Below are 12,672 nucleotides of genomic sequence, written 5' to 3' on the forward strand. Positions count from 1 at the left end.
CGTAGAGACGGGTTTGCCTAGGCAGCTCATGCGCTTTTCGGGTAACATAAGGCCCCTTTTCATTACTCGAACCAACAGGAACTATGGCCAACTCAGCTCGTAAAATTCTGGTTACCTGTGCCTTGCCTTACGCAAACGGCTCCATCCACCTCGGCCACATGCTGGAACATATCCAGGCCGACATATGGGTGCGTTATCAACGCCTGCGTGGCAACACCATCCATTTCATCTGCGCCGACGATGCCCATGGCACACCGATCATGCTCAAGGCACAGCAGCTGGGGATGACCCCGGAACAGATGATTGCCGAGGTGTCCAAAGAGCATCAGACCGATTTTGCCGGCTTCGGCATCAGTTTCGATAACTATCACTCCACCCACAGCGATGAAAACCGCGAACTGGCCAGCCTGATCTATACCCGTCTGCGCGAGGGGGGATTTATCAAGCGTCGCGGTATCTCCCAGTTGTTCGATCCGGAAAAGCAAATGTTCTTGCCGGACCGTTTTGTCAAGGGCACCTGTCCCAAGTGCAAGGCGGTCGATCAGTATGGTGACAACTGTGATGTGTGCGGCGCTACCTATAGCCCAACTGAACTGATTGATCCCAAGTCCGCCGTCTCCGGTGCAACACCGGTCATGAAAGAGACCGAACACTTCTTCTTCGACCTGCCGCAGTTTGAAGGCATGCTCAAGGCCTGGACGACCTCGGGCGCTCTGCAAGAGGAGATGGCCAATAAACTCAACGAATGGTTTGAAGCCGGTCTTCAGCAATGGGACATCACCCGGGATGCCCCCTATTTCGGTTTCGAAATCCCGGATGCACCAGGCAAATATTTCTACGTTTGGCTTGATGCCCCGATTGGTTACATGGGATCGTTCCGCAATCTGTGCAATAAGCGCCCGGAGCTGAGTTTCGACGCCTTCTGGAGCAAAGAATCCGATGCCGAGCTATACCATTTCATCGGCAAGGATATTCTCTATTTCCACTCGCTGTTCTGGCCCGCCATGCTCGAAGGTGCCGGTTTCCGCAAACCGAGCAACGTCTTTGTGCATGGTTATGTCACCGTCAATGGCGCCAAGATGTCGAAGTCCAAAGGCACCTTCATCAAGGCGGCCACCTACCTGCAGCATCTGGATCCGGAATACCTGCGCTATTACTATGCGGCCAAGCTCAACAGCCGTATCGACGATCTGGATTTGAATCTGGATGACTTCGTGGCGCGAGTGAACGCTGACGTCGTCAACAAGCTGGTTAATCTGGCCTCCCGTACCGCAGGCTTCATCAGCAAGCGATTTGACGGCCAGCTGTCTGCCTCCATGGCCGAACCGGCGCTCTATGCCGATTTTGTCGCCGCACGCGAACGCATTGCCGATGCCTACGAGAGTCGTGAATTTGGCAAGGCGATTCGCGAGATCATGGCTCTGGCCGATGTAGCCAACCGTTACGTCGATGAGAAGGCACCCTGGGTCATCGCCAAGCAAGAGGGGCAAGATCAATTGCTGCAGGATGTCTGCACGGTATCGCTGAATCTGTTCCGTGTGCTGATGACTTACCTGAAGCCCGTTCTGCCACAATTGGCCGAACGTAGCGAGGCATTCCTTGGCAGTACTCTGGAATGGGACAATATCGATGCTCCTCTGCTGGGGCACCAGATTGCAACCTTCAAAGCCCTGTTCAGCCGTATCGATCCGAAAAAGATTGAAGAGATGGTCAACGCATCCAAGGAAGACCTGGTGGCTGAAGCAAGCAAGAGTCAGGGCGCCAAGTCGCAGCACCAAAGTGCGCCAGGGAAAGATAACGCGGCACGCGAACCGATAGCGGCTGAGATCGCCTACGACGATTTTGCCAAAATTGACCTGCGCATCGCCCGCATTGTGAATGCCGAGCTGGTAGCTGACGCCGATAAGCTGTTGAAGTTGCAACTGGATATCGGTGGTGAAACTCGCCAGGTCTTTGCCGGCATCCGTTCGGCTTACGATCCGGCAACCTTAATCGGCAAATTGACCGTCATGGTGGCCAACCTGGCACCGCGCAAGATGCGCTTCGGCATGTCAGAAGGGATGGTGCTGGCCGCCGGCCCTGGTGGCAAGGATCTGTGGATCCTTGAACCACACGAAGGAGCCCAACCCGGTATGCGCGTTAAGTAAACGCCAGCAAGTTCAAAACCAAGGCAGCCTGGCGCTGCCTTTTTTATTGGCGATGGCGCGGCGTAACTGCGCTGCCTGCTGTGATAGCCCCTTCAGCAGCGGACGAAACAGATCCCGATCCCGCTGGGCGCCAGTGCGCTTGAGTTGCTGTTTTAACTGTGTGACCTGCCGGGATTGTCGCTTGCGGCGACACCACAACGGCAACAGCGAGAGGAAGGCACGCAAACTCGTGCGGAACTGATGCAGCGACGCTCAGTCCCACGCCTCCTGCGACACCAGGCTGCGTACTCGGTCGATGTGCTCTTGCTGCCATGCATCGATTGTCACCTAACCTGCACGAAATCCCCGCTCGGTGACCAATGACATGGGCACATCGTCAACCACGATACGCTCCACCTGTGCGGTACGAGGCCCCTGCTGCAACCATTCCAGCAGTTTCGTCACGGCGTACCTGGGGCCTGATGCCAACACTTCCACACTACCGTCAGCCAGATTGATGGCATGCCCCTTGAGCCCAAGCTGATCTGCCTGTTGCATGGTGAAATAACGAAAGCCAACGCCCTGGACATGGCCATAAACCACGACTTTTACAGTTCTGTCAGACATTTTTGTGATCACCCTTGCTTCGGAAAAATCGTGATGCCGTTATCATGAAATCAGTTTCACTCCAAGGATTTAGCGTTGTATGAAAGAAGTCAAATTGCGTTGGGCTGATAAAATATTAAATAAGCTGACGATTGCGGAGAAATTCCACTTTCTGTTCTGGTTTCCACTGTTATTACTGCTGCTCATCTGTCTAATGCTGATGGCGCAAAATCACGATATCCGTACCGAGCAAGCCATACAGGCATTGCAGCAGAAGCTGGATGCCACCGCCGCCATCATCAAGCAGGTTCCGGATGTCGGCAGCATTCAGTTGCCACAAGGGATCCGCTTGGCAGAGAGTGGCGTCGTCGGCCAACACACGGTCAACACCGCACTGACAGTCACCGTCGATGCAGGAAACCAGCGCTTCCTGAGTGGAAGTCTGGATCTTTCCGATACCTCCATGTGGGATAACCAGGGCGGTAACATCACACTGACGCTGCTTGGTCTGCTGTTGATGGCCATCGTCAGCTATTACATCAGCACCTTTATTACTGGCGCCATCTATGGTCTGAACAGCGCCCTGCAAAAAATTGCCGATGGTGATCTGACAGTCCGCACCCATGCCACCGAAAACCGCGATGAGTTCAGCTCGGTCGGGGTCAATGTTGACAAGGTTGCAGAGCGACAACAGCACAACGTGAAACTGGTGCATGAAAGTGCCGAGGCGCTGGAGATGTTTGCCGAAGAGTTCCGTGACATGGCCATTGCCGGCCAAAGCACGGCGCAGAGTCAGCGTCAATATCTTGAATCCCTGGCCACCGCCATGGAAGAGATGACGGCTGCGATTCGCGAAGTGGCACGTAACGCCAACGATACCTCTGCCCAGACCCGGCTCTCCAGCGAAGAAGCCGCACAAGGGGCTTCCAGCGTGAACCGTACTATCGATGCCATTCAGGCGTTGGCAGACGAGATCAGCGAGGCCTCCAGCGCCGTCGAACAACTGACCAACCGGGCCCACAAAATCAACGAGGTGGTGACCGTCATCAACTCCATCTCCGGCCAGACCAACCTGTTGGCACTGAACGCGGCGATTGAAGCGGCACGGGCGGGCGAGCAAGGACGTGGCTTTGCGGTCGTGGCCGACGAGGTCCGCACCCTCGCCGGGAGAACGCAACAGGCGACCGTAGAGATCCAGAAGATGATCGAAGAGCTGCAAGGCGGCACTGAGTCATTGAACCTGATCATGGAGAAAACCGTACAGCGCGCGGCAAGCAGCCGTGAGTTGATTACCGGTGTTGGTCACGACATCGAGCGCATCGCCAGTTACACCGAATCAGTGTTCGAAATGAGTGCGCAAATTGCCACCTCCTCCGAACAACAGAGCTCGGTCGCTGCAGAGATAGCTCAAAACCTTGAGGAGGTTCGCGGTCAGGCACTCCAGGTTGAAGAGTCTACAGAAGCCACAGTGGCCGGCACCCAGAATCTGAAGGTGACAGCCACCGAACTCGATAATCTGTTGCGCGGTCTACGATTCTAAGCGGCTGCTCACGACACCATACGGCCACCTTCGGGTGGCCGTAATTTATTGCCCAGCCTGCTGTTGTACCTTGCCTGCCCCACCCAACGCCTTCAACAGGCTCATGCTGCTGTTGAGCCGATTCAAGTGGTTTTGAGCCCAGGCCAATGCCGCCGTCCGTTCGCTGGCACGGGCATCCAGCCAATCCTGAACATCCGTAGCTCCGTTGCGATACCGGCTCAGAGCAATCAGGGACCGTTTATGTGCCCACTGCCATTGCTGCTTAAGCAGCTCGCCCTGCTGCGCATAGTGTTGGCCGGCATTCAGCTCGGTTTCAACTTCACTCAGGGCCTGATAAAGATCCTGCCTGAAGCTGACGACGGCGGATTGATAATCTGCATCCGCCAAATCGATTGCCAATGATTGATTCTGCCAGTCAACAAACGGCAGTGTCAGCCCCGCGCCCAACGTTGCCACCGGATCACTGAGCAAATGGCCCAACGCCGAGCTTTCACTGCCCGCGGTAGCCGTCAGACTCAGCGCCGGATAGAGATTCAACTTGGCTGCGTCGGTACTGGCCAAGGCGCTGCGTAACCGAGCCTCACTGGCACGCAGATCAGGCCGGTTGCCTAATACCGATGCCGGCAAGCCTGCCGGAATCGAGGGCACATGCAGCGCCTCCAGCTTGTCCAGTTCTGGCAACCAGGCTTCCGGCGGGGCGTCGAATAAAATGGCCAGGGCATTGCGCTGGGCTACCAGCTGACGACGATAATCGATCACCGTAGCCTGCTGGCTGGCGACCTCCTGCTCGGCACTGACCAGGTCTTGCTCACCAATGGCTCCAGCCTGATAGCGGCTATTAACCAATTGCAAGAGCTTGCGGGTATCTTGCAAACTCTCTTCACTCAGGCTTATCGCCTGATTCAGGTAACCTATCTGCCAATACAGGCCGGCAGCCGTGCCCATCATCGAGAGTTCGGTCGCCTGGCGATCTTCATCGCTGGCCACCGCAAGCCAGTGCGTGACATCGCGTTGGCTCGCCAGTTTGCCCCATAAGTCCAGCTCATAGCTCAGCGCCGCTGAACCAGTAAAGCTCTTGCTGCTGCCCCCTCCGGCCAATGGTTTGCTGCTCTGGGCATTCAACCCGACCGTTGGCGTCGGCCATGCATTCGTGGCGGTCTGCTGCGCCGTCAGTCGCGCCTTATATAAGCTGATCCCGGCTTTGGCGAGATCCGGGTTGGACTGCCGCAACTGTGTCAGCATCCGGTCTAGCTGCGGATCCTGGAATACCTGCCACCAGCGTGCCGGTATCTGGCTTGGCGTTGAGGTGGCCTGCTGCCAGTGCTCCGGTAATGTCATTGCCGGACGCTGATATTCACTGCGCATCACGGAACCACAGGCCGTCACCATCATGGCCAGCACGACAGCGGCGGCCAAACGAGTCGGAGTGTAATTATTCACGGGCCAATGCCTCTATTGGATCCAGTCGCGCCGCGTTGCGCGCCGGAACAAAACCAAAGATGACACCAATCAGCGACGAGCAGGTCACTGCCGTCAGTATGGTGCTGATAGAGAAGATCATGCTCATTGACGAAACCAGCATGGCAAACAGGGCGCCGATGCCAAATGACAACAACACGCCCAGGGTTCCACCACACAAACAGACCAGGACTGCCTCGATCAGGAATTGCTGCATGATGTCGCTCTGCCGCGCTCCCACCGCCATGCGAATGCCGATTTCACGCGTCCGCTCCGTCACCGAAACCAGCATGATGTTCATCACGCCAATCCCGCCGACCAGCAGCGAGATGACAGCAATCGCTGAAATCAGCAGTGCCAGGGTTCCGGTGGTCTTTTGTATCGTCTTCAGGATGCTGTCGCTGCTATTGAGAAAGAAATCCTTGCTGCCGTGCCGCTGGGTGAGCAAGCGCTCGATGCCCTGCTCGGCAATGGCATTCGACATCCCATCGCGAACGCGCAGTGTGATACTGCTGAAATAGTACTGTCCGAGGATCCGACTCATGGCCGAGGTATAGGGGATCCAGACGTTCAAGGTGTCGCTATTTCCAAAGGGGCTCTCTTTGGCGGCCGTCACCCCCACAATCCGACACGGCAATGTGCCCAGCAGCAGCACGGCACCGAGCGGGTTTTCTCCATGCGGAAAAAACTTCTTGCGGGTGTTGTCATCAATCACCACCACCTGGGCATGGGCATCAACATCCGCCTGGTTGAACAGGGTGCCGAGGGCAACGGTATAACCACGGACACGAAAAAACTGCTCACCCACCCCTTGAACCGTGCCTGTGGCACTGATGTTACCGTGTCGCAGCAGCTTGGATGAGCCAAGCGTCGGCGTCACGCTATCGGTGTAGATTTGTGCCTGCAGTGCCTCCAGGTCAGCTGGGGCCAGTGTTTGTATCGCACCAGCGCGCTCATCCCCCCAGTCCTTCCCGGGATAGATATCGATGGTATTCGTGCCCATCGAGCTGATGTCACTGACCACTTTTTGCTGCGCGCCCTGACCTAAGGCAACAACGCTCACAACCGCCATGATGCCGATGATAATACCGAGCATGGTTAACAGGGTGCGCATGCGGTGTGCAGCCATGGCAATGCCAGCCATCTGCAAGGCGGAAACAAATTGGGCCAACCGTGCTCGCCAATCGGGCTCCTTGGCCACGAAACTCCCGGATTCATGCCGTGATGGTACTGCTTGCGTCTGCCGGCGATCGGCGATGATACGACCGTCGTGGATCTCAATGACCCGCTCGGCATGCGCCGCAACCTGAGCATCATGGGTCACAAGAATGACGGTATGTCCGGCGGCATGCAGCTCCTTGAGGATCGTCATGACCTCCTGACCACTGCGGCTGTCAAGCGCCCCTGTCGGCTCATCCGCCAGGATCACCTCGCCACCGTTCATCAGGGCGCGGGCGATACTGACCCGTTGCTGTTGTCCTCCGGAGAGTTGGGCGGGCCGGTGACCAAGCCGATCACCCAACCCCAGGCGTGTCAGCAGTGATGCGGCGCGTTCGCGACGCAGGGTGGCATCCCCTCCGGCATAGATGGCGGGCATCTCGACGTTACCCAGGGCATCGAGGTGTGGCAGCAGATGATAACGTTGAAAGATAAAGCCAAAATTATGCCGTCTGAGTGCGGCCAGGGCATCGGCATCCAACGCTGAGGTGGCTTGGCCATGGATCCGGTATTCGCCGCTGGTTGGCCGATCCAGACAGCCGAGAATATTCATCAAGGTCGACTTGCCGGACCCGGAGGCCCCGATGATGGCCACCATTTCTCCACGCTGAATCGTCAGATCTATCTGCTGCAGGACGGTGACATGCTCATCCCCGGCCACAAACGAACGATTGACCTGGCTCAGCTGCAATACGGGTACTGACTGGTTCATCCGGTTATCCCCGTGGTGGTGGACCAGGACGTCGATCCTGCTGCTCTGCCGAGGCCTCAGCGGTCACACTATCCCCGACCAGCACCGCCTCTCCCTCTGCCAGGCCATCCAGGATCTCTATGTTGACGCTATCTTTACGTCCGGTCTTGACCTCGCGGCGCTCAGGTTGTCCCTTGCTCAGGACCTGAACCTCATAACGGTCCGGCCCCAACTCCCGACCGAGTACCGAGAGCGGGATCATCAGGGTCTGCTGGCTTTCACCCAGCACAACGGTGACTTGCGCCGTCATCGATACCCGTAATTTGTGTTCCGGATTGGCAATATCAAACAGGCCGTTGTAATAAATGGCGGTCGAGGTGGTTGAGGTGCTGCTGGTAGAACTGCTGTCGGTGCTTTCGGATTCTGGTGCCGGCTCGATGGCGCGCAACGTACTATGGAACACCTCATTGGGGGCCCCCAATACCGAGAACTCCGCCTTCAGGCCTGGTTTGACCCGAATGACATCCGCCTCGGAGATTTCAGCCTTGACCGTCATGGTATCCAGATCTGCCAACTTGAGAATGGTCGGGGCTGACTGAGCCGAGACCACGGTCTGCCCCTCCTCGGTCACGATCGCGATCACCACGCCGTCCATCGGAGCCACAATGCGGGTATATCCCAAGTTTGCCTTGGCGGTGTCCACTTTAATCACTGCCTGGCGGATCTGCGCCTCCAGTGCCTGCAAATCGGCTCGGGTCTGCTCCAGCGAGGCCTCGGCCTGTTCCAGATCAGATTGTGCACTGGCATCATCACGTCGCATGGCGAGCTGGCGCTGATAGGCCAGTTGGTACTGTCGCAACAATGCCTGTTTGGCCCGTTTCTGGGCACGAACATTATCCAGTGCCGCTTCGGCATCCTGCAGATCGTTTTGTTGTAACTTGGGGTCGATCTCCGCTAACAGCTGGCCTTTTTTGACACTTTCTCCCAAGGCGGCATGCAGTTTTTTCAATTGGCCGGAAACCTGGGCACCGACATTGACTTGCCGGAAGCCCTCGAGCTTGCCCGTAGCCAGCACCGTCTCTCGAATGTCACCCCGCGCCACCGGTACCGTCATGTACTCAACCGGTGGAGGAAACAACAAGGGTTTGCCAACCAGAACCAGCACGATGAGCAGGATCACACCGAATAACCACTTGCCGCTATGTCGCGGCCAACCGAATTTCATGACGGCTCCTTGGAACGTTAAAACAAGAGGGCGGACAGCTTTGCGCCGCTGCATGATAGAAAATGAACAGATGATAGCTAATTGCTTTTACACGATTTTTCACGCCGAAGCAGCAGCAATCCGCCACAATCCCGTGCTCATTTAACTGGCATTTATTTGTTGCGTCGATTCATCAGCACAGTGGCGTCAGTTACGCGACTTCATTAGAATGTGCCCCCCGCTAGATTCCTGATGAGCCTGCTTATGACCGTCTCTGTGTTTTTACAAAAAGATCGCGAACGCTCCTTGTTGCGTCGCCACCCATGGATATTTTCCAAAGCCATAGAGCGCGTGAAGGGCAAGGCACCATCGGGTACGCCGGTCGAGATCTTCACCCAGGATGGTCGCTGGCTGGCGCGTGCCGCCTGGTCGCCAGAATCGCAGATCCGCGCTCGGGTCTGGACCTTCAATCGTGATGAACAGATTGATACTGACTTTTTCCTGCGCCGTCTGCAGGCCGCTTATGCCGGGCGCCAAGAACTCATCCAGCGCTTGCAGCTCACCGCATATCGCCTGGTCGCGGCCGAATCCGATGGCCTTCCCGGTATTACCATTGATCGTTACAACGATCATCTGGTGTGCCAGTTGCTCTCCGCCGGCGCCGAATACCACAAGCCACAACTGATCGCCGCACTGCAGCAGCTGTTTCCGGAGTGCAGCCTGTATGAGCGCTCGGATGTTGCCGTGCGCAAGAAAGAGGGCCTCGCCGAACAAAGCGGTGTGCTCTATGGTGCCGAACCGGCAGCAGAAGTAGTCATTGAAGAAAATAACGGCATCAAGATCCTGGTGGATATTCAGGGCGGCCATAAAACCGGCTTCTATCTGGATCAACGTGACAATCGTGCCATTGCCGGCCGTTATGCCGCAGGGCGCCGCGTATTGAACTGTTTTTGCTATACCGGCGGCTTCGGTGTCTACGCACTGCAAGGCGGGGCCCGGGAAGTCATCAACGTCGATGTATCCGAGCCGGCGCTGGCACTGGCGCGGCGCAATGCCGAGATCAATGGCCTGGATCTGTCACGCGCCCACTTTGAAAAGCAGGACGTGTTCAAACTGTTGCGCACATACCGCGAGCGCGGCGAAAAATTCGACATGATAGTGCTGGATCCGCCAAAGTTTGCCGAAAGCAAAGCGCAGCTTGATGGCGCCTGCCGCGGCTACAAGGACATCAACCTGCTGGCCTGCCAGCTGCTCAATCCAGGTGGCATCTTGCTGACGTTCTCCTGCTCCGGTTTGATGACCGCCGATCTGTTCCAGAAGATCGTGGCCGATGCGGCACTGGATGCCGGCCGCGAGGCGCAGATCCTCGAGCGCATGGGCCAAGCCGCCGACCACCCAATCGCTACGCCCTACCCCGAAGGTTTCTACCTCAAGGGATTGGTCGTCCGCGTGTTATAACGCCGCATCGCCGGCTCGATGTCACCGACAGCGGGCCGGCAAGATCGCACCACTCGGCATCGCCCAGCACTTTGTGCCATCTCCACCCCGCGCAACCGACTGCCTATCCCGGAATAACGTCGATATAATACCCGCACTTTATCTCTGCTTTCTGTTATGAGGGCATCATGAGCACCCCAATCTGCTTGACCCAATACAGCCATGGCGCCGGGTGTGGCTGCAAAATCTCTCCCAAAATTCTCGATACCATATTACAAAGCCAGCTTGCCGATTTTACCGATCCGCGGCTGCTTGTTGGACATCAGAGCAAGGATGATGCCGCCGTGGTTGATCTCGGGGATGGCCGCGGGCTGATCTCGACCACCGATTTCTTCATGCCGATCGTCGATGATCCCTTCCTGTTTGGACGGATTGCCGCCACCAATGCCATCAGTGATGTCTACGCAATGGGGGGCACCCCGACCGTGGCGATCGCCATTCTCGGCTGGCCCATCAACACCTTGCCAGCCGAAGTCGCGCAGGCGGTCGTCGATGGTGGTCGTCAGGCGTGCCGCGATGCCGGCATTGCGTTGGCGGGTGGGCACAGCATTGATTCACCGGAGCCCATTTTTGGCCTGGCCGTCTCCGGACTGGTGGACCTGACACACCTCAAACGCAATGACACGGCGCAGGCCGGGGATCAGTTGTTCCTGACCAAGCCGCTGGGGATTGGCATTCTGACGACAGCGCAAAAGAAACGTTGTTTGCTACCCGAGCACAGCCAGCTGGCAGCCGACTGGATGTGCCGGCTCAACCGGCTCGGCGCAGAGCTGGGCGCCATGCCAGGAGTGCATGCGCTGACCGATGTCACCGGATTTGGGCTCGCCGGACACTTGCTGGAGATGTGCGAGGGATCCGGCTTGCATGCCCGGCTGGACTTCCAGCGCATACCGCTGCTGCCTCATGTCGATGATTATCTGGCTCAAGGTTGCACACCGGGGGGGACCCTGCGCAACTTCGACGCCTATGGTCATAAGCTTGGTCACATGACGGATCGTCAACGCAATCTGCTATGCGATCCGCAAACCAGCGGCGGCCTGCTGATCGCCGTGGCGCAAGCGGATGCCCAGCGAGTGGTGACCCTGGCCCGGGTTCAAGGCCTTGCTTTGCAACCGATAGGCGATTTATACCCTGCCGGCGAGGGGCCACGGATTCAGTTACGGGACAACGCCTGATGCGCCTGCCCCAGATCGATGCCTCGCTGCCACTGTTGCTCAGCGGGCGTCCGCTCATCGATTTGCGCGCGCCCATCGAGTTTGCTGCTGGCGCCTTCCCGCAGGCGATCAACTTGCCATTGATGAGCGATGCCGAGCGAGCTGCAGTCGGCACCTGCTATGTCCAGCATGGTCAGGCTGCTGCCATCGCACTCGGCCATCAATTGGTCAGTGGACAGACCCGGCAGCAACGGCTGGCGTGCTGGCTGGCACAACACCAGGCGGCACCCGATTCGGTGCTTTATTGCCTGCGAGGCGGATTGCGCTCCCAAACCGTGCAGCAATGGCTGGCGGAGGCTGGCGTGGTCATGCCCCGTGTGCGCGGAGGCTACAAGGCGCTACGTCGTTGCCTGATCGAGCAACAGGCCAGTTTTCTGCAGCAAAACCCGCTGTGTATCGTCACCGGCATGACCGGCTCCGGCAAAACCGAACTGCTTGCCGATCTACCGTTAGCCGTCGATCTGGAACACCACGCCCGGCACCGTGGATCCAGCTTTGGAGCCCTCCCCGAACCACAACCAGCCAATGTGGATTTCGAAAATGCACTGGCACTGGATCTGCTCCGACCGCGCCACAGCGGCTGGCGCATCCTGGAAGATGAAAGCCGCATGATTGGTCGTTGCACCCTGCCGCTGGATCTGTTCGAGGCGATGCAGGCGGCACCGCTGCTGGTATTGGAGTGTCCTCTGGCCGAGCGGGTGCAGCGCATTCGACGCGACTATGTCGACGGCATGATCAGGCGCTGGCAAGCCGCTCTTGGTAGTCATGCGCTGGCCTGCGAGCAGGTCGCCACCCAGTTGCGCGCCGCCTTGTCACGCCTGGAAAAACGTCTTGGCGGACTGGTGTACCGTCAGCTGCAAGCGATGATGGAAGAGGGATTCGCACTGCAACAACAGCAAGGAGACAGCCAAGGCCATGCGCTGTGGATTCAACGGCTGCTGGTGGAGTATTACGATCCGGTTTACTTGCGCCAGCTGGAGCGGCGCCCCAACCAGCGGCTGTTTTCCGGGGATGCCGTGGCGTGTCGCCACTTCTTGCAACAGCTGGGCTGAGCAACAGCTGGGCTGAGCTTGGCCTCTGCATCCTATCGGGCCCCGGAATGCCGGGGCCCGGTCTGG

At 57.7% G+C, this 12,672-nt stretch carries 10 protein-coding genes; 5 read left to right on the plus strand and 5 right to left on the minus strand.

Annotated features, from left to right (window positions below; all coding sequences use genetic code 11):
* Nucleotides 1-83: 83 nt before the first annotated feature.
* On the plus strand, nt 84-2,147 hold the full coding sequence (gene metG, locus ACFOSS_RS11505) for a methionine--tRNA ligase (protein ID WP_377152604.1): 2,064 nt from the start codon (nt 84-86) through the stop codon (nt 2,145-2,147).
* A 12-nt stretch (nt 2,148-2,159) separates the two neighbouring features.
* Here the strand turns inward: metG and ACFOSS_RS11510 are convergent, their stop codons facing one another.
* Nucleotides 2,160-2,372 (minus strand): hypothetical protein, encoded by a 213-nt coding sequence (locus ACFOSS_RS11510; RefSeq protein ID WP_377152606.1) that lies wholly within the window; start codon nt 2,370-2,372, stop codon nt 2,160-2,162.
* Nucleotides 2,373-2,474: 102 nt separating this feature from the next.
* The gene (yccX, locus tag ACFOSS_RS11515; protein ID WP_377152609.1) at nt 2,475-2,753 is read right to left on the minus strand and encodes an acylphosphatase; all 279 of its coding nucleotides are present in this window, start codon (nt 2,751-2,753) and stop codon (nt 2,475-2,477) included.
* Between the two features lie 79 nt (nt 2,754-2,832).
* Here yccX and ACFOSS_RS11520 point away from each other — a divergent pair, with 79 nt between their 5' ends.
* Nucleotides 2,833-4,272, plus strand: a complete 1,440-nt coding sequence (locus tag ACFOSS_RS11520) for a methyl-accepting chemotaxis protein (protein WP_377152611.1) — start codon at nt 2,833-2,835, stop codon at nt 4,270-4,272.
* Nucleotides 4,273-4,317: 45 nt separating this feature from the next.
* On the opposite strand, the gene ACFOSS_RS11525 is transcribed toward ACFOSS_RS11520, so the two are convergent.
* From ACFOSS_RS11525 to macA, 3 genes are read right to left on the minus strand one after another with little or no spacing between them, the layout of a single operon-like run.
* Entirely contained in the window at nt 4,318-5,712 is a 1,395-nt protein-coding gene (locus ACFOSS_RS11525) for an efflux transporter outer membrane subunit (protein WP_377152613.1), read from the minus strand.
* Entirely contained in the window at nt 5,705-7,660 is a 1,956-nt protein-coding gene (locus ACFOSS_RS11530; RefSeq protein ID WP_377152615.1) for a MacB family efflux pump subunit, read from the minus strand. Before ACFOSS_RS11530 ends, ACFOSS_RS11525 begins: the two co-directional genes overlap by 8 nt.
* A 4-nt stretch (nt 7,661-7,664) precedes the next feature.
* A complete protein-coding gene (gene macA, locus ACFOSS_RS11535) occupies nt 7,665-8,864 on the minus strand; it encodes a macrolide transporter subunit MacA (RefSeq protein ID WP_377152617.1) in 1,200 nt (399 codons plus the stop codon).
* Between the two features lie 243 nt (nt 8,865-9,107).
* On the opposite strand from macA, the gene ACFOSS_RS11540 reads away from it, so the two are divergent.
* The 3 genes from ACFOSS_RS11540 (at nt 9,108) to mnmH (ending at nt 12,606) form a co-directional block, all read left to right on the plus strand.
* Complete coding sequence (locus ACFOSS_RS11540) at nt 9,108-10,301, plus strand: class I SAM-dependent methyltransferase (protein WP_377152619.1); 1,194 nt, start codon at nt 9,108-9,110, stop codon at nt 10,299-10,301.
* A 167-nt stretch (nt 10,302-10,468) separates the two neighbouring features.
* Nucleotides 10,469-11,515: a selenide, water dikinase SelD gene (gene selD / locus ACFOSS_RS11545; protein ID WP_377152621.1), complete on the plus strand. Its 1,047-nt coding sequence runs from the start codon at nt 10,469-10,471 to the stop codon at nt 11,513-11,515.
* Nucleotides 11,512-12,606: a tRNA 2-selenouridine(34) synthase MnmH gene (mnmH, locus tag ACFOSS_RS11550; RefSeq protein WP_377153918.1), complete on the plus strand. Its 1,095-nt coding sequence runs from the start codon at nt 11,512-11,514 to the stop codon at nt 12,604-12,606. The genes selD and mnmH overlap by 4 nt, the downstream gene beginning before the upstream one ends.
* Nucleotides 12,607-12,672: the final 66 nt, after the last annotated feature.

The sequence above is a fragment of the Pseudaeromonas sharmana genome (assembly GCF_042649925.1).
GTDB classification, from domain to species: domain Bacteria; phylum Pseudomonadota; class Gammaproteobacteria; order Enterobacterales; family Aeromonadaceae; genus Pseudaeromonas; species Pseudaeromonas sharmana.